Here is a 23,105-nt window from a genome sequence, read left to right as displayed (position 1 = left end):
TGATGGGTACGCCGCGGCGACAGTGCTTCCATGACGACGTACCGGCAAGTCTTCGCGGTCGGCGAGTTCCGGGCACTGCTCGGCGGCCATGCGCTGATGCTGACCGGCGAGACCGTGAAGATGCTGGCCCTGGCCGTGCTGGTCTACGCCGGCACCGGTTCGCCGCTGCTGGCCGCGCTCGCCTACGTGGCCGGGTTCCTGCCGCAGGCGCTGGGCGGGACGCTGCTGCTGTCGCTGGCCGACCGCTGGCGTCCCCGCACGGTCATCGTCGGCTACGACCTGCTGCGGCTGGCCGTCGGCGTGGTGCTGGCTGTGGGCTGGCTGTCGCCGCTCGCGATGATGCTGCTGGTCTTCCTGACCGGCACGTTGGCGCCGATCGCGATGGCCGCGCGCACCGCGGTGCTCCCCGACCTGCTGGAGGGCGACCGTTTCGTGCTGGGACGGTCGCTGTTCACGCTGGTGTCGGCGGGCATGCAGGTGGCCGGCGCGGCGGTGGGCGGCGTGCTGCTCGCGGTCGCCGGCCCGGACGGGGCGCTGTGGCTGGCGGCAGCCTCGTGCGTGGCGTCGGCGCTGGTCAGCCGATTCGGCATGCGCGACCGCCCGGCCCGCACCTCAGGACCCGGCGCGACGGCAGGCCGCAGCGCGGTCCGGGAGACGTTGCGGGTCAACGGCATCCTGCTGCGCGACGCGCCGATGCGGGGCCTGCTCCTGGCGCACTGGGCGCCGGTCACCCTGATGGTCGGCGCCGAGGGCGTTGTCGTCCCGTACGCGGCCGGCCTCGGCCGCGAACCGGCGGCAGGCGTGATCCTGGCCGTGGGGGCGGCCGGGATGCTGATCGGCGAGTTCGTGGTGGGCCGCCTCCTGCCGCCGCACCGCCGCGAACAACTCACCCCCTGGCTGGCGCTGCTGTTCGGCGCGCCACTGCTGGTCTTCCTGGTGCGGCCGGGCGTGGTGGCCGCGGCCCTCCTGCTCGGCCTGGCCACCGCCGGCATGTCCTACCACCTGGGCCTGGCCCGGCGTTTCCTGGAGGCCGCCCCCGAAGCGCACCGCGGCCAGGCCTTCGGCTTGCTCAACACCGGCATGATGACCGCGCAGGGCCTGACCATGGCGGGAGCGGGCGCCTTGGCCGAGTTCCTCTCCCCCGGCACCGTGATGGCCGTGGCCGGCGTCGCCTCCCTGATCGCGACCGCCGCCCTCTGGCCCCGCCTGACCCCCGCCGCAGCACTTGCCCTCCGTTAGGTCGTGTTCAAAACCCGGCCAGACCCGGGTTTTGAACCCAAGCTAGGAGTAACCGGATGCGGCGATCGGCCCCGGAGGCGTGGCGGCTGTATTTCGCCGTGCTCGTCGACGGCGAGCCGGTCGGCATGCAGGACCTCGTCGGCCAGAACTTCGCGCGGTTCGGCACGGTGTCCAGCTTCTCCTGGCTGGCCCCCGGCAGCCGCCGGCGGGGACTCGGCAAGGAGATGCGGGCGGCGATCCTCCACCTGGCCTTCGCCGGGCTGGGCGCACGCGAGGCCGGCAGCGACGCCTTCGGCGACAACGAGGCGTCCAACCGCATCTCCCGCGGCCTGGGCTACGAACCGAACGGCACGGACTGGGACACCCGCCGCGGCGAACCCGGGCTGATCCAGCAGTGGCGGCTCACCCGCGACGTGTGGGAACGGGTCCGCCGCGACGACATCGAGCTGACCGGTGTCGAGGAGTGCCTGCCCGTGCTGGGCATCGGCTAGGCGGCACGCCGGGCCGGCGAAACGGCGACGGCTGGGCGGCACGCTGGGCCGGCGAACGGCGACGGCTGTACAGAACGCCCGGGCCGGTGGGCGCCAACGGCCTGGAGTCTCGCCTGGATCCGCGAGACCGGCGTGCAGATGCGGCTGCTTCTGAGGGGCCGGCGCGCGTACCGTCAAAGGGTCTTGATCGTGGAGCTCCGGCGGATCCGCAGGTCGGCCGGGAAGACGCAGCGCCAGTGCCGGGCGAGGCTGCGGTTGACCAGGGCGCGCGTGGCGGCCGCGGACATCTGCTCGACCGGCTGGTGCACCGATGACAGTGGCGGGTTGGCGCAGGACGCGATGATGCAGTCGTCGAAGCCGACCACCGCCACGTCGTCGGGGACGCGGCGGCCGATGTCGGCGAGGGCCTGGAGGGTGCCGGTCGCCATCAGGTCGCAGCCCACGAAGATGGCGTCGACCTCGGGCTCCTCGGCCAGCAGGCGGTGGGTCATCTCGTAGCCCGCCTCGCGCCGGAACTTGCCGATCGCGGAGATGTCGGGCAGGCCGAGGTCGCGGACCGCGCGGCCGTAGCCCTCGCGGCGGCTGTCGGCGCACGGATTGCCCTCCTGGCCGTGCAGCGCGGCGATCCGGGTGCGGCCGGTCTCGTGCAGGTGCTGGACCGCGGCGTAGGCGCCGTTCGCGTTCTCCATGTCCACATAGGGCACCCCGGGCGCGGACGGGCCGATGGAGACCACGCGGTCGCAGCGGGCGTAGAAGTCGGCGGCGAGCGGCGGCGGGACGTTGACCAGGATGACGCCGACGCTGACCGAGTCGGCGACGGTGGACAGCAGGGCGGCGGCACGGGGTTCCTCGACGACGTGGACGCGCAGCTGGGCGGTGCTGCCGGCGAGTTCGAGCAGGATGCCGGCGGTGACCCGGCCGTAGTACGGGTTGTTGCCGAAGCAGGTGGCGTCGTCGATGACGATCAGCTCGACCACGTCACCGTGCCCGGAGGCGAGGGCGCGGGCGACTGGGTCGGGGCGGTAGCCGAGCCGGGCGATCACCTCGCGGACATGCTCGCGGGTGGCCGGGGCCACCCCGGGCGCGTCGTTGATCACCCGGGAGACGGCAGCCTTGGACACCCCCGCCGCGACCGCGACGTCGGCCAGCGTCGGCCTCCTCTGTGACATCGACCAACTATAGAACCGCGACGCCGGACGGGAGTGCCCCCGGCAACGAGATGTGGGTGAGGATGACATCGCGCAGCGCCGCCGCCGCGTGGGTGAGGACGGCCCGACGGCGGTGGGCCAGGGCGATCGTGCGGCGCAGACCGGGTGCGGCCAGCGGGGTCGAGCGCAGCAGCGGGCGGTTGGCCAGCACCATGCTCGGCACCAGCGCGACGCCCAGCCCGGCCTCCACAAAGGCCAGTACCGCGTCCATCTCGCCGCCCTCGACGGCGAAGCGCGGGGTGACGCCGACTGCCCGGCATGCGGCCAGGGTCACCTCGCGCAGGTCGTAGCCGGGGCGGAACATCACCATCGGCGTGTGCGCGAGCTCGGTCAGCTCGAGATGCGGGGAGATGGTGGGTGGTGGGCCGGCCAGCCGGGACGCGACGACCAGACTCTCGCCGAGGATCGGCTCGGCGAGCAGCGCGGGGTCGGTGCCTTGGCCGGGCTCGACGATCAGCGCCAGGTCGAGGGTGTGTTCGAGCAGGCCCGCGCTGAGGTCGGGCGAGCTGCCCTCGGTGACGTGCAGGTGGATCTCGGGGTGCGCTCTTCCATACGTACGCAGGACCGCCGGCACCAGCGACGAACAGAGGCTGGGTGTCGCGCCGACCCGGACCTCTCCGCGGCGCAGCCCGACGACGTCCCGCACCGCGCCCACCGCCGCGTCGGCGTCGGCGATCATGCGCTGGGCCATCGGCAGCAGCGTCTCGCCGGCCGCGGTCAGGGTCACCGCCCCGCGGACGCGGTCGAACAGCGGCGCGCCGAGGGATGCTTCGAGGGTGTGAATCTGCTTACTCAGGGTCGGCTGCGCCACACCGAGCAAATCAGCCGCTTGAGTGAAATGTCGGGTTTCGACTACTGCGAGAAAGTAACGCAGCTGTTGCAACTGCATCGGGATAGCCTCCGTCTATGCAAACCCATCCCATCATGCATTGGACGAATCACCAACTGCACGCCTACCTTCCGAGTTGTGGCGGTAATGACGAAGGCGCCGGTCCGTAAACCGGTCCCGGCAACGCGCAGCACGGTCTCGCTGAAGCTCCTCATGGCGGTGACCGGCCTCCTGCTGGTCGCGTTCCTCTTCGCGCACATGACCGGCAACCTCAAACTCTTCGTGGGGCCGGAGAACTTCGACCACTACGCGCACTGGCTGCGCACGCTGGGCACGCCGCTGCTGCCGGAGACCTGGTATCTGTGGATCCAGCGGGCCGGTCTGACGGTCGCGCTGATCGGCCACATCGCGGCCGCGACGATCCTCGCGCGGCGCGCTCGCAAGGCCAGGCCCGTCCGGTACGCGCACCGCCCCAAGGTCCAGGGCTCGTACGCCGCCCGCACGATGCGCTGGGGCGGCGTCATCGTGCTGCTGTTCGTGATCTACCACATCCTCGACCTGACCACCGGCACCGTGAACCCGGCCGGCGGCGACAGCGAGCCGTCCGCCCGGGTGATCGCCGACTTCGCGCCCGGCCGCTGGTACGTGACGCTGTTCTACACGCTGGCCATCGTGGCGGTCGGCCTGCATCTGCGGCACGGCATCTTCAGCGCCGTGCGTACCCTCGGCCAGCGTTCCCCCCGCGGTGAGCGACGCGCCCGCCAGGCCGCGCTGGTCCTGTCCCTCGTGCTGGTGATCGGCTACCTCTCGGTGCCGTTCGCCGTCCTGACCGGATTGGTGGGCTGACCATGGAGCTCTGGGAGAACGGCGACCCGATCCGCGACGAGGCCGCGCCGGACGGGCCGATCGAGACCCGCTGGGAGCGGCGGCGATTCTCGGCCAAGCTGGTCAACCCGGCCAACCGCCGCAAGCTCAGCGTGATCGTGGTCGGCACCGGACTAGCCGGCGGCTCGGCGGCGGCGACGCTGGCCGAGGCGGGTTACCGGGTCCGGTCGTACTGCTACCAGGACAGCCCGCGGCGGGCGCACTCGATCGCGGCGCAGGGCGGCATCAACGCGGCGAAGAACTACCGCAACGACGGCGACTCGGTGTACCGGCTGTTCTACGACACCGTGAAGGGCGGCGACTTCCGCGCCCGCGAGTCCAACGTGTACCGGCTGGCCGAGGTGTCGGTGAACATCATCGACCAGTGCGTGGCGCAGGGTGTGCCGTTCGCCCGGGAGTACGGCGGGCTGCTGGACAACCGGTCGTTCGGTGGCACCCAGGTGTCCCGCACGTTCTACGCCCGGGGGCAGACGGGACAGCAGCTGCTGCTCGGGGCGTACCAGGCGATGGAACGGCAGATCGCGGCCGGGAACATCGAGATGCACGCCCGGCACGAGATGCTCGAGCTCATCGTGGTGGACGGCCGCGCCCGTGGCATCGTGGTCCGCGACCTGGTCACCGGCGAGATCACCACGGACCTGGCCGACGCCGTGGTGCTGGCCTCCGGCGGCTACGGCAACGTGTTCTTCCTGTCGACGAACGCCAAGGGCTGCAACGTGACGGCGACGTGGCGGGCGCATCGTAAGGGCGCGCTGTTCGCGAACCCGTGCTACACGCAGATCCACCCGACGTGCATCCCGGAGTCGGGCACGCATCAGTCGAAGCTGACACTGATGAGCGAGTCGTTGCGCAACGACGGCCGGGTCTGGGTGCCGCTTTCCGCTTCTGACAAGCGTCCGCCCGGTGACATCCCCGAGGATGAGCGCGACTACTACCTCGAGCGGATCTACCCCTCGTTCGGCAACCTGGTCCCCCGCGACATCGCGTCGCGTGCCGCCAAGAACGTGTGCGACGAGGGGCGCGGGGTCGGTCCCGGTGGGCTCGGTGTCTATCTCGACTTCGCCGACGCGATCGAGCGGCTGGGAGTGAAGGCCGTCGAAGCCAAGTACGGCAACCTGTTCGAGATGTACCAGCGGATCACCGGCGAGGATCCGTATCAGGTGCCGATGCGCATCTACCCGGCCGTGCATTACACGATGGGCGGGCTGTGGGTGGACTACGACCTGCAGTCGACCATCCCCGGCCTGTTCGTGATCGGCGAGGCCAACTTCTCCGACCACGGCGCGAACCGGCTGGGCGCGTCGGCGCTCATGCAGGGGCTGGCAGACGGGTACTTCGTGCTGCCGAACACGATCAACAATTATCTCGCCGGCGGCCCGTTCGGTGACATCTCGGACAGGCCGGAGGTCGCGTCCGCTCTGTCCTCCGTGGAAAGCCGCGTCCAGAAGCTCCTCGACGTCGACGGCGACCGGACCGTCGACTCGTTCCACCGCGAACTCGGCCACATCATGTGGGAGTACTGCGGCATGGAACGTACGGAAGAAGGCCTGACCAAGGCGATCGGCCTGATCCGCGGCCTGCGCGACGAGTTCTGGACGCGCGTCAAGGTGCCCGGCACCGGCGAGCAGCTGAACCAGAACCTGGAGAAGGCCGGCCGGGTCGCCGACTTCTTCGAGCTCGCCGAGCTGATGTGCATCGACGCCCTGCACCGGGCCGAGTCGGCCGGCGGCCACTTCCGCGCCGAGTCGCAGACCCCCGACGGCGAGGCGCTGCGCCACGACGACGAGTTCTCCTACGTCGCCGCCTGGGCCTTTTCGGCTGAGGGAAGGCCGACGCTGCACAAAGAAGACCTCGACTTCGAGTACGTCCACCCGAGCACGCGGAGCTACAAGTAATGGACATCCAGGTTCGCGTCTGGCGCCAGGACGGCCCTTCCGACAAGGGACGGATGGTCAGCTACGACGTCAAGGACATCTCCCCCGACGCCAGCTTCCTGGAGATGCTCGACGTCCTCAACGAGAAGCTGATCCTCGACGGCGACGACCCGGTCGCCTTCGACCACGACTGCCGCGAGGGCATCTGCGGCATGTGCGGCATGATGATCAACGGCGTGGCGCACGGTCCCGAGCGCGCCACCACGACCTGCCAGCTGCACATGCGGCACTTCTCCGACGGCGACGTGATCGACGTCGAGCCGTGGCGGGCCGCCGCCTTCCCGGTCATCAAGGACCTGGTGGTCGACCGGGGCGCCTTCGACTCGATCATCCAGGCGGGCGGCTACATCTCCGCGCCGACCGGCACCGCCCCCGACGCGCACGCGACTCCCGTGCCGAAGGCGGACGCCGACGCGGCCTTCGAGGCGGCGACCTGCATCGGATGCGGCGCCTGCGTGGCCGCCTGCCCGAACGGCTCGAGCATGCTCTTCACCGCGGCCAAGGTCTCCCACCTGGGCCTGCTCCCCCAGGGCCAGCCCGAACGCGACTCCCGCGTCCTGGACATGATCGCCGCCCAGGACGAGGCCGGCTTCGGCGGCTGCACCAACGCCGGCGAGTGCACCACGGTCTGCCCCAAGGGCATCCCGCTGACCCTGATCGGCCGCCTGAACGCCGACTACCGCAACGCCCTCCGGAAGGGTTGAAGCCAGTCGGCAATCCGCTGCTGGACCATCGCCACGGTGAACACGTCGGGCTCGTAGGGGGCCGGCTGGTGCAGCGCCTGCTCCACCGGCACCACCGGAACGACCACCTGTGGCAGCCGCCGGGCCCAGGCCTCCGCGTCGCGCAGCATCCCCAGGATCGCCGGCGCCTCGGCCGCGGTGACCGGCCGCGTCGTGTCGGCGATCAGCAGGACCAGCCGGATGAACTCCATGACGGTGCGCCGCCCACCCAGGTCGGTGCCGACGGCGCGGTAGTGGCCGGCCGCCCGGCGCAGCGCCGGTCCCGCCGCCGCATCGCCGATCAGGTGCATCGCCCGCCCGTAGCGGCCGAACCCGTCCGCGAGAACCACCTCCGGACGGTCGGTCACCCCCTCGTACGCCGCGATGGCCTGACCGTGCCGCCGGGCCGTCTCCGTGTCGCCGGCCTGGGCGTGCAGCTCGCACAACACCATCCGCAACGACGGCAGCAGCAGGTCGTTGCCGGTCGGCTGCTCCCCCAGAATCGCCAGCGCCTCGCTCGCGTCACCGATCGCCCCGCCGATGTCGCCGAGGGCCTGCCGGATCAGCGCACGGTCCCAGAGCCGATCCGCGAGCACTCCCCGCGAATCCGAATCGCCGTCCCGCAGCGCGACCACCTCGCGTGTGTTCGTCACCGTCCAGTCCGAGAACCGGATCGCGTAGCCCATTGCGTCGTCACCGAGCGCGCGTTTCGCCTGCCCCGCCTGATAATCGGCGTCGCGGACCAGGTCCTCGACCGGGCGTCTGCGCTTGAAGAATCTGTGGGTCATCTGGCCGCCCTCCCGAACATCAGGCGGCCAGCCGCCACAATTCCTGTAGGTGCGCCAGGAGATCCTTCTGACGCCGTTCGAGGACGGCAGGCGACCATGCTCGACAGCGTCGTCGATGTGGTCAGCCGCTGCTGGCCGTCGACGACCTCGGCGGCCGCGTCGCCCTCCGCTTTGACGAGCACGGCGCCGCCGAGGAAACAGGGGTCGGAGTTCTCCGATTTGTGCTCTGTCGCCTGGGTCTGGGAGCCGGCCACCGCTCTCACCTCGACTTCGATGTCGCCGCTCGGCCGTCCTCGGCCGGGCGCGGAATCGCAGTCTGACATCAGCCGTCCTGTGTAGATACCGGCCGTTTGGATGCGGCCGACGTCAGCCGGGTGATGCCGTGCCGCCGACGGCGGCGTGGATGAAGTCGGTCAGGGTGTCGACGACCTCGTCGCCGCCGCGCCAGGTGGCGAGGAAGGATCCCAGCAGGGTCGTGATCATCGTCGCGACCACCACCGGGTCGCCCGGCAGGGACAGCTTGGCCAGGTGGTCGGCGATGTGGCGCAGGTCCGGCTCGGTCATCTCCTCGACGCGGCGGGCGACGGCCGGGTCCACGATGGCCGCCTGCCGCAACGCCTCCAGCACGACGTGGTGGCGGCGGGAGAACTCCCAGTACGACGCCACGTGGTAGCGGACCGCGGCCCGGTCGCGGAAGTCGTCGCTGTGACCGGGCGCCGTCGCGCTCGCGTCACCCTCGGCCAGCAGGTCGGTCAGGAGCGCCTCGAGCAGCGCCTCCTTGTTGGCGAAGTGGGTGTAGAACGACCCCGCCGCCCGGCCGGCCTCCGCCGTGATGTCGGTGATCTTGGTGTTGAGGTAGCCGAGGCGGGCGAACGCGCGGACCGCCGCCGCTTTCAGCTCCGCCCCGGTCTGGGCCGCCTGCTCCTTGCGCACGATCATGACCCTACCGTATGGTGAATTCATGTTCAGTGAATCAGGATTCAGTGAATCCAGCGTCAGTATCGTCGGGGCGGGACCGACCGGACTCACTCTGGCGATCGAGCTCCAGCGCCGCGGCGTACCCCATCGAATCTTTGAAGCCTCGCCCGGGCCTTTTGCCGGATCGCGGGGCAAAGGCCTGCAGCCGCGCACACTGGAGGTGCTCGACGACCTGGGCGTGCTCGACCGCTTCCTGGCGCACGGCTGCGACTACCCGGCGATGCTCGCGCATCTGCCCGACGGCCGGACGCAGGAGTGGCGGATGGGCGAGCTGCACCCGCCCACGCCCGAGGTGCCGCACCCCAACACGCTGATGGTTCCGCAGTGGCGCACCGGGCAGCTGCTGCTGGAGCGGCTGACCGAGCTGGGCGGCCGCGTCGAGTTCGGCGCCGCGGTGACCGGCCTCGACAACACCACGATCACTTTGAGTACGGGTGAGCAGGTGCACGCCGACTACGTGGTCGGCTGTGACGGCGGGCGCAGCACGATCCGCAAGCTGCTCGGGGCGACGTTCGAGGGCGAGACGCACGACGTCGAGCGGATGCTGATCGCCGACGTACGCCTCGAGGGCCTGGACCGCGAGCACTGGCACATCTGGCCGGCCACTCCGGGCCTCCGGCTGGGCCTGTGCCCGCTGCCCGGGACCGACGACTACCAGCTGACCGCGCCCGGCGCCACGCTCGACGAGCTGGAGTCGTTGCTGCCGCCCGGCGTCGAGCTGACCCACGTCGGCTGGACGTCCGAGTACCGGGCCAGCTCACGGATGGTGTCCCGCTTCCGCCACGGTGACGTGTTCCTGGCCGGCGACGCCGCCCACGTGCACCCACCGACCGGCGGGCAGGGCCTCAACACCGGCATCCAGGACGCCTACAACCTCGGCTGGAAGCTCGCCACCGGCGACTCCGCGCTGCTGGACACGTACGACGCCGAGCGCCTCCCGGTGGCGGCCGCCGTCCTCGGCATCAGCACCCGGCTGCTCCGGACGCCGTCGGTGGACCGCGACGACCCGGCGCTGCGGCAGCTGACCCTGTCCTACCGGGACGGTCCGCTGGCCGGGCCGACGCTGCCCGGCCCGGTGCAGTCCGGCGACCGGGCCCCGGACGCGCCGTGCGGCTCGCTGCGGTTGTTCGACGCGTTCCGCGGCCCGCACGAGACGTTGCTGGCGTTCGACGTGCCGGACTCGGCGCTGCCCGCGGACACGCGCGAGCTGCACGTCCGGCGCATCGTGCGGCCGGGGGCGCCGTCCGGCCCGCGCGCGCTGGTCGACCTGGCCGGTCACGCCCACCGCGCGTACGGCGCCGACGACCCGGCCCTGATCCACATCCGCCCCGACGGATACGTCCGCAGCATCACGAGGCCGGATCTCCAGACTGCCCACCATGGACGTGCGCCGTGGGTGATGACCAGGACGGCAGGGGGTTCGGCACGGCCGTCGGCTGGTTGAGCGACGCCACGCAGAAGCAGGATCGGCCCACCCTCAACGGCCAGCTGATCCCGAGCGCGGGCGCGGGCTGGCTCCTCAAGATCCAGGCGAGCGCGAGCGGTCTGCGGGCCGACGATCAACTGCAGATCCTGGTGTACGGCCAGCCGGAAGGCGGGAAGGCCGTGTCGCCGATGAGCACGCCCGCGCCGTACCTCGACGGCGACCGTCTCCTCTTCACCCAGGCCGGCCCGAACGTCGAGGGTGTCGCCGCGCAGAACTTCGAGATCCCCCTGCCTGACCTTCCGCGCTACGAGACGATCATCGTCACCGCCGTGATCGGGGAGTTCCCGCGCAACTGCGAGGGGCGAGCCGTCAACGTCCGGGACAACACGGAGTTCCTGGTGCCGCCCGAGGTCCGCGAGGACGGCAAGCCGCTCAAGAGGGACGGGACGCTGTCGTGTCTGACGTTCGCGGCTCCGCCTCTCGCCGCTCCGGCCTCGGCGCGCGCAGTGCCAGCGCCCCGGCCGTCGCGCTGATCGTGACCGCCACCGCGAGGACCACCGGCGCTCCCAGGTGGACGGTCGCGGCGCCGAGCGGGTTGGTCAGGGCGATCGGCCCGAACATCAGCATCCCGGACGTCGCCGACACCCGGCCCAGCAACTCCTCGGGGGTGAACGTCTGCACCGCCGTCACGCCCGCGACCAGCGCCCACGGCAGCCCGACGCCGATCGTGAAGCTGCCCGCGATCGTCGTCTGCCACCAGGGCAGGCAGTAGAGCAACAGGCCGCCCGCGAAAATCACCGCGCCGGTACCGCCCGCCGTCAGCGGGCCACGCCAGGCGATCACCCGCCCCGCGACCAGGCCGCCGAGGATGGAGCCGGCGCCCTGCCCCGCCGCCATCACCCCCAGGAACGTGGCCGGCAGCCCCAGCACACCGGTCACCCGTGCGTAGACCGCCGCCGTCGTGAACCCCGACATCGCGATCGCCGCGCCCGCGACCAGCACCGGCCACCGCACCTCGGGCCGGTTCCACAGCACCCCGATCCCGTCCCGGACCCGCGTCCGTCCACTTCGCACGATGAGCGGCTCACGGTCCAGGCGCACGCCCGTGTAGAGCAGCGCCGCCAGCAGTGGCATCAGGGCGCTCACCACGGCCGCCGCTCCCCCGCCGCGCCAGGTGTAGATGGCCGCGCCGGCCAGCGGGGCGACCAGCTTCATGCCCTCGCGGGCGCTCGACTGCCAGCCGTTCACGTCCCCCAGCGCGGCCTTGTCCAGCGCCGCCGGGAGCAGAGCGTTCTCCGCCGCGCTCGACAGGACACCACCCATGCCGTACGCGAGCATCACCGCGAAGATCAACCACACCTGCTCGCGCCCGCGCACCAGGAGCAGGCTCCCCACCGCCGCGACCAGCACCAGGTCCACGCCGATGGCCAGCGCCCGCCGCGGCAGCCGGTCCACGAGCCCGCCGAGCCACGGCGCCGCCAAGGTCGGCGCGTACAGGCAGAGCCCCACCAGCCCGGCCAGACTCGCCGACCCGGTCAGATCAAGAATCCACACCCCCGCGACCAGCATCATCGACGTACTGCCAAACCCGGAAACCACTGATATCCCTACGAACAGGGCCGCATTCCTCCGCACGCCGTAATCCTCAGAAGTTGCGCCCCTGCGGGTCAATCCTGTCAATAGAACGTTGACATTGACGTCCTCTTCTGTCGATCTTTATTCGGTTGTTCGGCGTCAACCGTCGCAATACGGTTACTCGCAGCGACGTACGGCCGGTGGGTTGACACGGGGGCAGACCCACCGGCCGTGCCTGTCTCCGGATAGTCCGATAGCGGATGATCCCGCGATAGGATCAGTTCATGGCCACCCACTCCCCCGAGCGCACCGAGCGCGACATCACCGGCCTGCTGAACATGGCCGGCCACGCCCTCGCCAACCGCCTCGCCGCCGCCCTGGCCGACGTCGATCTCACGCCCCGCATGCAGTGCGTGCTGGTGCACGCGATGGAGGGCGAACGCACCCAGATCCAGCTCGCGGCGCTGGCCGACCTGGACAAGACGACGATGGTCACCACGGTCGACGACCTGGAGCAACGCGGTCTGGCCGAGCGTCGCCCGAGCACCTCGGACCGCCGCGCCCGGATCATCGCGGTCACCGACCGTGGGCGCGCGGCCGCCGAGGAGGGGCAGCGGATCGTCGACGCCGTGCACGCCGACGCGCTGTCCGGGCTGTCCGCATCGGACCGTTCGGCATTCCTGGAGACCCTGCGGCTGCTGGCCGACAACCGGGAGATGGGCCCGGTCCGCCGCGCCCGAGGTAGGTGACTTCTAGATAGTCCGGTAACGGATTATCTGTTACGGTCGGAGCCATGAGTGCTTCGACTGATCGCCGCGGTGCCGCCCTGGCGGTGCTCTGCGCCATGGCCCTGATGATCGTGCTGGACAGCACGATCGTCGCCGTCGCGATCCCCGACATCCAACGCGACCTGGGCTTCTCCGAGGCCGGCGTGGCCTGGGTGGTGAACGGCTACCTGATCTCCTTCGCCGGCCTGCTGCTGCTCTCCGGCCGGCTCGGCGACCTGGTCGGCGCGTGGCGCGTCTTCCTCGCCGGCCTGGTCGTGTTCACGCTGGCCAGCCTGATGTGCGGCTTCGCGCCGACGGCCGGCCTGCTGATCGCCGGCCGCTTCCTGCAGGGCGCCGGTGGCGCGCTGGCCTCCGCCGTCGTCCTCGGCATGATCGTCCGGCTGTACTCCGAGCCCGGCCCGCAGGCCCGAGCCATGGGCATCTACAGCTTCGTGCAGGCCGGCGGCGCCGCGGCCGGCTTCGTCCTGGGCGGCGTGCTCACCGACGCCGCCGGCTGGACCTGGATCTTCCTGATCAACGTTCCGGTCGGCGTCGCGGTCGCCGTCCTCGCGCTGCGCCACCTGCCCCGCGAGCCCGCTCCCGGCCTGGGCCGCCACCTGGACCTCGCGGGCGCACTGCTGATCACCGCGGGCCTCTCCGCCGGCGTGTACGCGATCGTCCGGACCATGTGGCCGCTGGGCGTGCTGGCCGCGCTGCTGATCGCCGCCTTCGTATTCCGCCAGAGCCGCGCCACCGACCCGCTGATCCCGCTGCGCCTGCTGGCCCGCCCCTGGCTGCTCCTGACCAGCGCCATGGTCATCCTGGTCTTCGCGGCCGGCATGGGCTTCCAGTTCCTCAACGCCCTCTACATCCAGCGCGTCATGGGCTACGACGCCCTCGGCACCGGCCTGGCGTTCCTGCCGACCCCGATCGTGATCGGCCTGGTGTCACTCTTCGTCGCCCCGCGCGTGACGGCCCGCTTCGGCCCCCGCCCGGTGCTGGCGGCGGGCCTGACCCTCCTGCTGGGCGGTCTGTTGCTGCTGGGTCAGACCCCTTCCGCGTACGCGACGGGCATGCTTCCCGCCCTCATCATCATGGGCCTGGGCGTAGGCGTGACCGTGCCCGCAATGATCATGCTGTCGATGGCCGGCACCGTCTCGTGCGACACGGGCCTGGTCTCCGGCCTGACCAACACCGCCCAGCAGGCGGGAGGCGCCCTGGGCCTGGCAGTCCTGGCCGCCGCGGCGGCCGCGGTCTCCGGCCCGGCCCCCACAGTGGACGCCCTCCGAACCGGCTACGGCGTCGCCTTCCACGTTGACGCGGCCTTCGTCCTCGGTGCCCTGCTCCTGACGTTGCTGGCCCTGCGCAGGCAGCCCGCCGCTCACGCCCCGGTGCCCGCGGCGCTCTGACCAGAGGCCGGTGGCGGGGTGCCCGCTCGCGGTGGTTGCCGCCGCTGTCGGCCGAGCGTCAGGTCGGGCCGGGTTGCCCGGCGCCCGCGGTCGAGAGCGGCCGGAGGACCGGCGACGGCGTCAATGAGCTGTTGACGAGCCGTCGCCGCCGAGGCAAGGTCGAGGGATGGGGCTGGAGCAGCTGACCGCGGTGGCGGCCGCCCGGGCCGCCTTCGACGAGCGGGAGCTGCGGCTCATCGATCAGGCCCGGCGGGACGGCGCGACCTGGGCGGAGATCGCCGACGCGCTCGGGCTGGCCACCCGGCAGGCCGCCGAGCAGCGCCGGCAGCGGCTCGCCGTCGTGGTCAGCCGGGCCGCCGCGCTGCACCGGCAGGAGCAGGATTTCCGCTTCGGCAATGACATCGCCGCGCTGCGGGCCGCCACCATCTCACTGCAGCGGCGCATCGAGGCTGACCCGCGCTGGGATCGCCGGTTCGTCCGGGCGGCCCTGGTGCGGGAGACCATCGCGACCGCCGCCGAGGCCGCGCCGGGGCCTCTGTTCGCGCTGGCCGCGCAGGCCGCGACCGATCTGGCCGACTCCGGCGTGGTCGCCTTCTCACCGACGACCGCCGCGGCCCTCGCCCAGCTCCGCAAAGCCCTGCGAAACGCGGCCCCGGCCCCGGCTGACGCCCCGGCACCGCCGCAAACCACAGCTCCCGCCCCAGCTCCGCCGCAAACCACAGCTCCCGCCCCGGCCAAGAGCCGATGATCCGTGGAGTGCTCTTCGACGCCGGCGGCGTGCTGACCCGCCCGGTCGGCGGCCGCTGGAACCCGCGCCACGACTTCGAATCCGTCGTCGTCCGCCACCACCCCGAGGTGGACACCGCGCGGTTCCCCGAGGCGATCGCGGCCGGCCAGCGGTTCCTCGACGCCGGTGAGACCACTCCGGTCCGCGCCGACTACCACCGCGCCGTACTCGTGGTCCTCGGCGTCGCCGAGCCCACTCCCGCGCTGCTCACTGAGCTGGAGGCGCCGCCTTCCGGACCGGTCGTCGAGCTCTACCCGGACGTCCCCCGCACGCTGGAGAGGCTGCACGCCGCCGGCATCCGCATGTCGGTCGTGTCGGACAACTGGGCCGGTCTCGAGGCCGGTTTGGACGGACTGGGCATCGCGCATTTCTTTGCCGGCTTCGTCGTCTCCGAGCTGATGGGCTGCACCAAACCCGACCCCCGGATGTACGCCGCCGGCAGCGCCCTGATCGACCTGCCCCCGCACGAGTGCCTGTTCGTCGACGACGACCCGGAGCTGGTGGCCGCAGCGGTGGCGCTGGGCTACCGGGGCGTGGCCCTGGTCCGCGACGGCGAGCCGCCGTCCGGGGCCGGCTGGGTCAGGACACTCGACGCGCTGGCGACCCGCTGGGCGCCGGCACTGCCACCGGCATCGGGCTCGAGCAGTTGTGCAGCTCCACCCAGTTCTTGAGCGGGGTCGGCGTGTCGCAGGTTTCGCGGGTGACCTGTTTGGGCCCGAAGTTGTCCTGCCTCGTGTCGGAGATGACCTCGACCTTGCCGTCCACGCCGCTGTGGTAGGTCGTGATGATCGGATCGCCCTCGGTCGAGGGCATGGTGACCTTGAGGAAGGCCGGCTTCCGCGCCTTGTTGGCCTCGATCAGGCAGCTGCTGCCCTCGGCGGGAAAGCCTTCGCGCTGCTTCCGGTCGAACGTGCCGCAGTCGACGACGGCCGCGGCCGGGCTCGGCGCCGCGACCGGTGGCCCGGCGTCCGGGGAGTCACAGGCGGCGGCGAACCCGAGCAGCGCCAACGGCAGAAGAATTCGTCTCATGCGTGTCACCCGTTCTCACAGTTGGCCGGTTCGAACCAGTCGTCGACCGGCTTGATCGCGGTGCAGGTGGTGCGGGTGATGCGCTGCGGCCCGAACCTGTCCTGGCGAGTATCGGTGACGATCTCGACCCGCCCGTGACCCGCGCTCTGGTAGGTCGTACTGATCGGGTCGCCCTCGTCGGTGTTCCGGATGATCTCGAGCCGGGCGGGTTGCCTGGCTGTCACGGCGTCGATCAGGCAGCGGCCGGCCGTGCCCGGGTTCTCGCCGGACAGCTTGAGGTCGAAGGTGCCGCAGTCGATCGTGACCGGACGTGCCGGTTCCGCGGGCTGCCGGGTGTCGTCCGGGGAGCAGGCGGCGAGTGCCAGGACGGCCGGCAGCAGCAGGAGGCGACGCATGGGAGGTAGGACGGGCCGGCCGGGCGGCGCGTTCCCTGCAAGCCGGACCTCGTTTCGGACCGCGCGGTGATTGTCCACTTTGATGAGTACCTAAATATCGACACTTGTCATTGTTTTGTAGGGTCGTCGGGGTCGCCGGTGTCCTCCGGCGACCAACCGTTCGGAAGGGCATCTGAATGAGATCCACTCTCCGATTCCTCGCCGGAGGAGTCAGCGGGCTGCTGCTCGCCGGCCTGGCCGCCGTACCCGCCGGCGCGGCGGCCGCACCAGCCGCCGGCCGCACCAGCGCCGCCGAGGCGCGTCGCGTCGACCGGGTTCCGACGCCGCAGCTCGACTGGTACTCGTGTTACGACTGGGCCGAGTGCACCACGGCCGACCTGCCGCTCGACTACGACCGGCCCAACGGTCCCACCACCGAGATCGCCCTGCTCCGGGTGAAGGCCAAGGACCAGGCCAACAAGATCGGCAGCCTGTTCCTCAACCCGGGCGGCCCGGGCGGCTCCGGCACCGGCATCGCGCTGTCCTCGCCGTTCTTCCTCAGCAAGGAGGTGCGCGACAAGTTCGACGTGGTCGGCTTCGACCCGCGCGGCATCGCGAACAGCGAGAACGTGAAGTGCTTCCGGAACACCCGCGAGCAGACCGAGAAGATGCGCGGCGCGAACGTCCTGTTCCCGTGGGGCGCCGAGGAGGAGGCTGCCTACATCGCTTCCGCCAAGGAGCTCGGCAAGGCCTGCTCGACCACCGGCAAGAAGATCGCCGGGGCGATGTCCACCGCCGAGGTCGCCCGCGACATGGACGTCCTGCGCCGGGCCGTCGGTGACGAGAAGCTGACCTACCTGGGCTTCAGCTACGGCACCGCGCTGGGCCAGTACTACGCGAACATGTTCCCGGACCGGTTCCGGGCGATCACCGTCGACGGCGTGATCGACCCGACCAAGTGGGTCGGCAACGAGCAGACCAAGAACCAGACGCTGGACGACCGGATGCACAGCGCGGACGGGGCGTACAAGGCGCTGACCGAGATCTTCAAGCGGTGCGACGCCGCCGGCGAGGAGCTGTGCGCCGAGGCCGGGAAGTTCGCCGCCGACTTCGAGCTGGTCGCCGACCGGCTGCGCGCCGAGCCGCTCGAGTTCGAGGACGAGGCCGGCAAGTACTGGTTCCGCTACTCCGACCTGGTCGGTAACGCGCTGGGGATGCTGTACGACCCGTTCGGCTACGAGATCCTCGTGCTCATGACGCAGGACCTGCTGGAGCTGACCGACCCGGGCACGTCCGCCGAGGCCAAGGCGGCCGCCCGTAAGCGGCTGAACGAGCGCCTCAAGGACCGCGGCCAGCGGCCCGGGCGGGACTTCCCGTACTACAACGACCTCGAGGCCAACAACGCCGTCATCTGCACCGACGGCCTGCACCCGCAGGACGCCTCGCAGTGGCCGGCGCTGACCGCCGCCGCCGACGAGCGCGCGCCGTACTTCGGCCGCGCGTGGGGCTGGGGCGACGTGGCCTGCGCTCCGAACACCTGGACGGTCCAGGACGAGGACGCGTACCGCGGCCCGTTCAACCAGCGCACCGCCGCGCCGGTGCTGGTGGTGGGCAACTACTGGGATCCGGCGACCAACTACGACGACGCGGTCGCCTCGGCGGCCCTGCTGCCGAACAGCCGCCTGCTGTCCAGCGACAGCTGGGGCCACACCGCGTACGGCACCTCGGCGTGCGCCACCGGCGCCGTGGACCAGTACCTGCTGACCGGCGCCCTGCCGGCCGAGGGCACGCTCTGTGTGGGTGACACGCAGCCGTTCCAGTCCGAGGAGCAGGCGAAGGCTCGCGGCAAGGCGCCGGTCCGCACCGAGCGGGTGCCGTCCGACCTGGCCGACGTGGCCAAGCTGACCCCGCCGACCTCGGGCGAGGCCAAGCTTCTGCCCCCGGTCACCGCGTTCCGCTGATCCGCTGACGGTGGCCCGGGGCGTATCTCGCTCCGGGCCACCACTGTCTCACCGCCCAGGACAAAGTCGAGGGAACTCAGCCCGGTGAGGGGAACTCGAGGGAACTCAGCCCAGGGCGGGAACGCGAGGGAAGTCAGCGCAGTGCGCGGCCGACGGCCGTCGAGAGCTGGACCAGGCCGATGACCTGCAGGGTCAGCCAGACGGCGACCGCGACCGTCGCCACGGGCAGCGGCAGGACCAGGGCCGCGATGCCGGCGAAGAGCAGGCCGGGGATGCTGACCGCGATGCGGGTGGGTCGCTCCCCCACCGTCACCGCGCCGATCTCGGACATGCCGGCCGCGGTGGCTCTGGCGCGGGCGTACTCGTGGAGCCAGCTCAGACCGCCCGCCGTGACCACCAGCCAGGCCGGCGCGCCGGCCAGCCAGAACGCGACCAGCCAGGACGCCTCACCGAGGCGGTCGGCGACAGAGTCGACGACGAAGCCGAGGCGGGACGCGCGGCCGGTGACCACCGCGACCGCGCCGTCGAACGAGTCCGCGAACGCCGCCGCCGTGACCAGCACGCTCGCGCCGATCAGGCCGGCCGGACCGCCGAGCGCGGCGACCGGCACGAGCAGGCACAGCAGCAGGCCGGCCGCGGTGACCGCCATCGGGCCGAGGCCGAGCCGGGCCAGCAGGTTGCCGGCGCGCCAGGCGATCCGGACCCAGCCGCGGACCAGCGGCGTCGCCGTGCGCGGGTCGAAGCCGCCGTGCAGCGACGCCCATGAGACCGCATAGGCGTCCCAGCTCACGGGAAGGTCAGGCCGCGACCCGTCCCCGGTGACGGGAAGGTCAGGCCGCGACCTGCCCCCGGTCACGGGAGGGTCAGGCCACGACGGCGGGCGTCGTGGCCAGCTGCTGCCAGACCTCGCGCGTCGCGGTGGAGCGGTTGAGCGTGATGAAGTGGATGCCGGGCACGCCCTCGTCGAGCAGCCGGGCGCACATCTCGCCGCACAGGTCGATGCCGAGCTCGCGGACCGCCGCCTCGTCGTCGGCGATCCGCTCGAACCGCGACAGCAGGTGCGCCGGGAAGGGCGCGCCGGAGAGCTGAGACGACCGGGCGATGGTGGCCATCCGGGTCACCGGCATCACGCCGGGCACGATCGGGGTGTCGCAGCCCGCGGCGGCCACCCGGTCGCGGAGGCGGAGGTATTCGTCCGCGTCGAAGAACATCTGGGTGATCGCGAAGTCCGCGCCGGCGCGGCACTTGTCGATGAACCAGCGGGTGTCCGACTCGACGTCGGCGGACCGCGGGTGCTTGTAGGGGAAGGCCGCGACACCGACGCTGAAGTCGCCCACCTCACGCAGCAGGCGCACGAGATCGGCGGCGTACGAGATGCCGGACGGATGCTTGACCCACTCGCCCATCGGGTCGCCGGGCGGGTCGCCGCGGACCGCGAGGACGTTGCGGATGCCCGCGCCGGCCAGGCGGCCGATCACGTTGCGCAGCTCGGCGACCGAGTGGTTGACCGCGGTCAGGTGAGCCATCGGCAGCAGGGTGGTCTCGGTGGCCACCCGCTCGGTGACGGCGACCGTGGTGTCCCGGGTGGTGCCGCCCGCGCCGTACGTGATCGACACGAACGACGGGCGCAGCGACTCGAGCTCGCGGATCGCCTGCCACAGCAGCTGCTCGCCGGCCGGGGTCTTGGGCGGGAAGAACTCGAACGAGAAGGTCGGCGCCGCGCCATTGATCAACTCGCCGATGCTGGGCGAGGCCGGGAGCTTGGATGGCAGACCGAGAGACACGGTAGGACTCTACCGGGTGCAGCGGCTAGGTTGACGCGGTGACCATCTCCCCCCTGGAGTACGCGGGCCTGCGCGACCGTGTGGACAAGGCGCTGACCACGTTTCTCGCCGACCAGCGGTCCCGGATGACCGCGATCGACCCGGCGCTGGCCGACGTGGCGGACGCACTGGAGGCGTTCGTGCTCGGCGGGGGCAAGCGGCTGCGGCCGGCGTTCGCGTACTGGGGTTTCCGGGGTGCGGGCGGCCTGGACAGCGACCCGGTGGTGGCCGCGGTCGCCGCACTGGAGCTGGTGCAGGCCAGCGCCCTGATCCACGACGATCTGATGGACCGCTCGGACACCCGGCGGGGCGAGCCGGCCGTGCATCGGCGCTTCGCCGCCCGGCACACCGCGGCGGGCTGGCGGGGTGGCGCGTCCGAGTTCGGCGACGCGGCCGCGGTGGTGCTCGGCGACCTGGCGCTGGTGTGGTCGGACGAGATGCTGCACGGTTCGGGCGTGGACCTGGCCGACCTGGCCCGGGCGCGGCCCACCTTCGACGCCATGCGCACCGAGGTCAGCGTCGGCCAGTACCTGGACGTGCACACCCAGGCCACCGGCGACACGTCGCTGGAGCGGGCCGGGCTGGTCGCCCGGTTCAAGGCCGCGAAGTACACGGTCGAGCGGCCGTTGCTGCTGGGTGCGGCGCTGGCGGATGCGCCGGCCGCGCTGAGCGCGTCCTACTCGGCGTACGGAATGCCGTTGGGTGAGGCTTTTCAGATGCGCGACGACGTGCTCGGGGTGTACGGCGATCCGGAGGTGACCGGCAAGCCCGCGGGCGACGACCTGCGCGAGGGCAAGCGGACCTACCTGGTGGCGGCGGCGTTCGAGGCGGCGTCGGCGGCCGATCGGGCGGCACTGGACGCGGGCCTGGGCGACCCGGACCTGGACGACGCCGGGGTGGAGCGGCTGCGCGCGATCATCCGGGACACCGGCGCGCTGGCCCGCACCGAGGGGCGGATCGTGACGCTGACGACCGAGTCGCTGGCCGCGCTGGCCGCGGCGGACGTCCAGGACGAGGCGCGCGGGGTGTTGCGGGAGCTGGCCGAGGCCGCTACCCGCCGGAAGGTCTGAGCCGCACCCAGATCGACAGCGAGAAGAGCACCAGGGCGAAACCAAAGAAAAGATCTTCGATCGGTGCGTACGCGAGCCGCACGCCGATGATCGCCCCGGGGTTGTACAGCACGATCCCGCGTCCGGTCAGGATGCCGTTCGAGAGCAGCTGGAAGACGATGATGATCGGGTACGTGGCCCAGAACACGACCTTGGTCACCAGGCGGGTGCGCAGCACGAAGAGGTCGACCAGCACCGCCCCGAGCACCCCGAGCCCGGCCGCGACGGTGTAGGTCACCGTTTCAGCACCTTGCGGACCGCCTCGAAGCCGAGGATGGCGCAGATCGGCACCACGGCGAAGAACAGCACCTCGTCCAGCGGCAGCCCGCCCGGGAAGAGCACGCCGGTGGTCTGCGCCGGGTCGAACGTCCAGTGCCCGGCCGCGATCGCGGCCAGGTCCCAGAGGACGAAGACGATCATCACGGGCAGCAGGGTCAGCAGGAGCCGCCGCCACTGGCGCAGCACGCCGACGCGCAGCACGGGCTCGAGCCACAGCGCCCCACCGAGGCACCCCGCGAGGACGAACAGGTACGCGAAGTGCCTCATCAGCGGCTCAGAGAAGTGCCTGCGCGCGCCGCTTGACCTCGCGCGCGCGGTCACCGCCGAGGCCCCGGGCGGCGTTGCCGTCGAGATCATCATCGGGCTCGTAGAGCCACTCCAGCGCTTGTTCGTCGTTGTACCGGGCATCGCGGAGCAAGGTCAGGACACCGGGCAGGTGCTTGAGCACGGTGTCGTTGGCCACCAGTTCCGCGGGCACGACCCGGATGCCGTCGCGTTTGACGACCAGGAGCTGGCCGTCGCGCACCATCTGGTGCACCTTGCTGATGGACAAGTCCAATTTGTCGGCAACGCCCGGCAAAGGGAGCCATTCGGCCGGACCAGCCGTGGGCATGGACGACGTGGTCGCTGCTTCACTCACGGCGTCCAGCCTGCCACAACCCGATAAGCAGATTGCGAGCACCGAACCCATGACCCTGTGGCGGAAGACCCGCACCGAGACGGCCGGCGCCTGGCGGTCGCTGAGCTACGACCTCGGCCGGCGCGACGGCGAGCCATCGGACGGCGCCGGCCGCTCCCCCGACGGCCGCGATGTGACGTCTACCGGAATGAGCACGTTCGGCGGCGCCGCCGAGGGCCTCGGCGACCACGGTGACCTGGGCGGGTACCGCCGCTCGCCACGCCGGGCCGTGGCCGTGGCCGCGTTCGGGACGCTGGCCGTGGCGGGTGCCGCCGGCAGCTACTTCGCGGTGGTGAACGGGCTCAACGCGCTGCTGAGCGACCGGCCGGCGACGGCTGGGCCGTACCCGCTGGCGATCGGCGACACGACCGCCGACCAGGTCTCCTCCAACGCGGGGCTGGGCAAGGGCGCCGGGGAACCCGCGGCGGCGCCCGTGGTCGCCGTGCCCCCGGCGGCCACTGCTGCGGGCGTACCCGTGACAACAACCACCCAGCCCGCGCCGCGCCTGCCCACGGTGACCCGGACGGCGCCGGCGCGTCCCGGCCCGCAGCCGACCGACGCCTGCGACTGCGACTCGCCGCCGGTGCCGACGCCCACCTCGGCGCCGAGCACGGCGTCCAGCACCACGCCGACACCCACCGACAGTGAGCCCGCGCCGCCGGAGCCGACCGATTCGTCCGCCGCGCCCGAGCCGACCGACAGCGCCTCCTCCGCGCCGGGCAACGACCCGTCGCCGGACGGCCGCCGCGGGCACCGCCGCCGGCACTGAGCGCGACCGGGGTCCGGCGTACGTCACACTCGCCGGACCCCCAG

Annotated in this window: 27 protein-coding genes; 14 read left to right on the top strand and 13 right to left on the bottom strand. The window is 71.7% G+C overall.

The window, feature by feature from the left end; all coding sequences use genetic code 11:
* The first annotated feature begins 30 nt into the window (after positions 1-30).
* Positions 31-1,239, top strand: coding sequence for an MFS transporter (locus QSK31_RS03385; RefSeq protein WP_285680804.1), 1,209 nt, complete (start codon positions 31-33; stop codon positions 1,237-1,239).
* A 56-nt stretch (positions 1,240-1,295) separates the two neighbouring features.
* Positions 1,296-1,730, top strand: coding sequence for a GNAT family N-acetyltransferase (locus tag QSK31_RS03380; RefSeq protein WP_285680802.1), 435 nt, complete (start codon positions 1,296-1,298; stop codon positions 1,728-1,730).
* 173 nt (positions 1,731-1,903) lie between these two features.
* On the opposite strand, the gene QSK31_RS03375 is transcribed toward QSK31_RS03380, so the two are convergent.
* Positions 1,904-2,899 carry a LacI family DNA-binding transcriptional regulator gene (locus tag QSK31_RS03375; RefSeq protein ID WP_285680799.1) on the bottom strand — a complete coding sequence of 332 codons (996 nt, stop codon included), beginning with the start codon at positions 2,897-2,899 and terminating at the stop codon, positions 1,904-1,906.
* Positions 2,900-2,906: 7 nt separating this feature from the next.
* Entirely contained in the window at positions 2,907-3,827 is a 921-nt protein-coding gene (locus QSK31_RS03370) for a LysR family transcriptional regulator (protein WP_502872889.1), read from the bottom strand.
* An 87-nt stretch (positions 3,828-3,914) separates the two neighbouring features.
* Here QSK31_RS03370 and QSK31_RS03365 point away from each other — a divergent pair, with 87 nt between their 5' ends.
* From QSK31_RS03365 to QSK31_RS03355, 3 genes are read left to right on the top strand one after another with little or no spacing between them, the layout of a single operon-like run.
* Positions 3,915-4,613, top strand: a complete 699-nt coding sequence (locus tag QSK31_RS03365) for a succinate dehydrogenase cytochrome b subunit (RefSeq protein ID WP_285681380.1) — start codon at positions 3,915-3,917, stop codon at positions 4,611-4,613.
* A 2-nt stretch (positions 4,614-4,615) separates the two neighbouring features.
* Complete coding sequence (locus QSK31_RS03360) at positions 4,616-6,547, top strand: fumarate reductase/succinate dehydrogenase flavoprotein subunit (protein WP_285680798.1); 1,932 nt, start codon at positions 4,616-4,618, stop codon at positions 6,545-6,547.
* On the top strand, positions 6,547-7,290 hold the full coding sequence (locus QSK31_RS03355) for a succinate dehydrogenase/fumarate reductase iron-sulfur subunit (protein ID WP_285680796.1): 744 nt from the start codon (positions 6,547-6,549) through the stop codon (positions 7,288-7,290). The genes QSK31_RS03360 and QSK31_RS03355 overlap by 1 nt, the downstream gene beginning before the upstream one ends.
* Here QSK31_RS03355 and QSK31_RS03350 read toward each other — a convergent pair.
* The 3 genes from QSK31_RS03350 to QSK31_RS03340 all read right to left on the bottom strand — a co-directional run bounded on the left by QSK31_RS03350 (position 7,263) and on the right by QSK31_RS03340 (position 9,035).
* Entirely contained in the window at positions 7,263-8,096 is an 834-nt protein-coding gene (locus tag QSK31_RS03350) for a hypothetical protein (protein WP_285680795.1), read from the bottom strand. The two genes, QSK31_RS03355 and QSK31_RS03350, sit on opposite strands and share 28 nt — an antisense overlap.
* Positions 8,093-8,350 carry a DUF262 domain-containing protein gene (locus QSK31_RS03345; RefSeq protein WP_285680793.1) on the bottom strand — a complete coding sequence of 86 codons (258 nt, stop codon included), beginning with the start codon at positions 8,348-8,350 and terminating at the stop codon, positions 8,093-8,095. The genes QSK31_RS03350 and QSK31_RS03345 overlap by 4 nt, the downstream gene beginning before the upstream one ends.
* A 112-nt stretch (positions 8,351-8,462) precedes the next feature.
* Positions 8,463-9,035: a TetR/AcrR family transcriptional regulator gene (locus tag QSK31_RS03340; RefSeq protein WP_285680792.1), complete on the bottom strand. Its 573-nt coding sequence runs from the start codon at positions 9,033-9,035 to the stop codon at positions 8,463-8,465.
* Between the two features lie 22 nt (positions 9,036-9,057).
* Here QSK31_RS03340 and QSK31_RS03335 point away from each other — a divergent pair, with 22 nt between their 5' ends.
* Together QSK31_RS03335 and QSK31_RS03330 are read left to right on the top strand one after the other, a co-directional pair.
* The gene (locus QSK31_RS03335) at positions 9,058-10,518 is read left to right on the top strand and encodes an FAD-dependent monooxygenase (protein WP_285680790.1); all 1,461 of its coding nucleotides are present in this window, start codon (positions 9,058-9,060) and stop codon (positions 10,516-10,518) included.
* A complete protein-coding gene (locus tag QSK31_RS03330) occupies positions 10,467-11,033 on the top strand; it encodes a hypothetical protein (RefSeq protein WP_285680788.1) in 567 nt (188 codons plus the stop codon). The genes QSK31_RS03335 and QSK31_RS03330 overlap by 52 nt, the downstream gene beginning before the upstream one ends.
* On the opposite strand, the gene QSK31_RS03325 is transcribed toward QSK31_RS03330, so the two are convergent.
* Positions 10,933-12,072 carry an MFS transporter gene (locus tag QSK31_RS03325; RefSeq protein ID WP_352244356.1) on the bottom strand — a complete coding sequence of 380 codons (1,140 nt, stop codon included), beginning with the start codon at positions 12,070-12,072 and terminating at the stop codon, positions 10,933-10,935. The genes QSK31_RS03330 and QSK31_RS03325 overlap by 101 nt on opposite strands.
* 287 nt (positions 12,073-12,359) lie before the next feature.
* Between QSK31_RS03325 and QSK31_RS03320 the strand changes: the two genes are divergently transcribed.
* From QSK31_RS03320 to QSK31_RS03305, 4 genes are all read left to right on the top strand, one after another.
* Complete coding sequence (locus QSK31_RS03320) at positions 12,360-12,824, top strand: MarR family winged helix-turn-helix transcriptional regulator (protein WP_285680785.1); 465 nt, start codon at positions 12,360-12,362, stop codon at positions 12,822-12,824.
* Between the two features lie 44 nt (positions 12,825-12,868).
* The gene (locus QSK31_RS03315) at positions 12,869-14,251 is read left to right on the top strand and encodes an MFS transporter (protein WP_285680784.1); all 1,383 of its coding nucleotides are present in this window, start codon (positions 12,869-12,871) and stop codon (positions 14,249-14,251) included.
* Positions 14,252-14,417: 166 nt separating this feature from the next.
* Positions 14,418-14,999 carry a hypothetical protein gene (locus QSK31_RS03310; protein ID WP_285680783.1) on the top strand — a complete coding sequence of 194 codons (582 nt, stop codon included), beginning with the start codon at positions 14,418-14,420 and terminating at the stop codon, positions 14,997-14,999.
* 8 nt (positions 15,000-15,007) lie between these two features.
* Entirely contained in the window at positions 15,008-15,709 is a 702-nt protein-coding gene (locus QSK31_RS03305; RefSeq protein WP_285680782.1) for an HAD family hydrolase, read from the top strand.
* Here QSK31_RS03305 and QSK31_RS03300 read toward each other — a convergent pair.
* Positions 15,618-16,067, bottom strand: coding sequence for a DUF4362 domain-containing protein (locus tag QSK31_RS03300; RefSeq protein ID WP_285680781.1), 450 nt, complete (start codon positions 16,065-16,067; stop codon positions 15,618-15,620). The genes QSK31_RS03305 and QSK31_RS03300 overlap by 92 nt on opposite strands.
* Positions 16,068-16,072: 5 nt before the next feature.
* Positions 16,073-16,462: a DUF4362 domain-containing protein gene (locus QSK31_RS03295; RefSeq protein ID WP_285680780.1), complete on the bottom strand. Its 390-nt coding sequence runs from the start codon at positions 16,460-16,462 to the stop codon at positions 16,073-16,075.
* A 176-nt stretch (positions 16,463-16,638) separates the two neighbouring features.
* Here QSK31_RS03295 and QSK31_RS03290 point away from each other — a divergent pair, with 176 nt between their 5' ends.
* The gene (locus tag QSK31_RS03290) at positions 16,639-18,402 is read left to right on the top strand and encodes an alpha/beta hydrolase (protein ID WP_285680779.1); all 1,764 of its coding nucleotides are present in this window, start codon (positions 16,639-16,641) and stop codon (positions 18,400-18,402) included.
* A gap of 133 nt (positions 18,403-18,535) precedes the next feature.
* On the opposite strand, the gene QSK31_RS03285 is transcribed toward QSK31_RS03290, so the two are convergent.
* Complete coding sequence (locus QSK31_RS03285) at positions 18,536-19,192, bottom strand: CDP-alcohol phosphatidyltransferase family protein (protein WP_285680778.1); 657 nt, start codon at positions 19,190-19,192, stop codon at positions 18,536-18,538.
* 73 nt (positions 19,193-19,265) lie between these two features.
* The gene (gene metF, locus QSK31_RS03280) at positions 19,266-20,186 is read right to left on the bottom strand and encodes a methylenetetrahydrofolate reductase [NAD(P)H] (RefSeq protein WP_285680776.1); all 921 of its coding nucleotides are present in this window, start codon (positions 20,184-20,186) and stop codon (positions 19,266-19,268) included.
* A gap of 53 nt (positions 20,187-20,239) precedes the next feature.
* On the opposite strand from metF, the gene QSK31_RS03275 reads away from it, so the two are divergent.
* Positions 20,240-21,295: a polyprenyl synthetase family protein gene (locus tag QSK31_RS03275; RefSeq protein WP_285681377.1), complete on the top strand. Its 1,056-nt coding sequence runs from the start codon at positions 20,240-20,242 to the stop codon at positions 21,293-21,295.
* Here QSK31_RS03275 and QSK31_RS03270 read toward each other — a convergent pair.
* From QSK31_RS03270 to QSK31_RS03260, 3 genes are read right to left on the bottom strand one after another with little or no spacing between them, the layout of a single operon-like run.
* The gene (locus QSK31_RS03270) at positions 21,276-21,572 is read right to left on the bottom strand and encodes a lycopene cyclase domain-containing protein (protein ID WP_285680774.1); all 297 of its coding nucleotides are present in this window, start codon (positions 21,570-21,572) and stop codon (positions 21,276-21,278) included. The two genes, QSK31_RS03275 and QSK31_RS03270, sit on opposite strands and share 20 nt — an antisense overlap.
* The gene (locus QSK31_RS03265; RefSeq protein ID WP_285680773.1) at positions 21,569-21,880 is read right to left on the bottom strand and encodes a lycopene cyclase domain-containing protein; all 312 of its coding nucleotides are present in this window, start codon (positions 21,878-21,880) and stop codon (positions 21,569-21,571) included. Before QSK31_RS03265 ends, QSK31_RS03270 begins: the two co-directional genes overlap by 4 nt.
* A gap of 7 nt (positions 21,881-21,887) precedes the next feature.
* Positions 21,888-22,226 (bottom strand): Rv2175c family DNA-binding protein, encoded by a 339-nt coding sequence (locus tag QSK31_RS03260; protein WP_285680771.1) that lies wholly within the window; start codon positions 22,224-22,226, stop codon positions 21,888-21,890.
* A gap of 76 nt (positions 22,227-22,302) precedes the next feature.
* On the opposite strand from QSK31_RS03260, the gene QSK31_RS03255 reads away from it, so the two are divergent.
* Positions 22,303-23,061, top strand: coding sequence for a hypothetical protein (locus tag QSK31_RS03255; RefSeq protein ID WP_285680769.1), 759 nt, complete (start codon positions 22,303-22,305; stop codon positions 23,059-23,061).
* Positions 23,062-23,105 lie beyond the last annotated feature (44 nt).

It is taken from the genome of Actinoplanes sp. NBRC 103695 (assembly GCF_030269485.1).
Taxonomy (GTDB): domain Bacteria; phylum Actinomycetota; class Actinomycetes; order Mycobacteriales; family Micromonosporaceae; genus Actinoplanes.
This window is presented reverse-complemented; position numbering and strand designations above follow the sequence as displayed.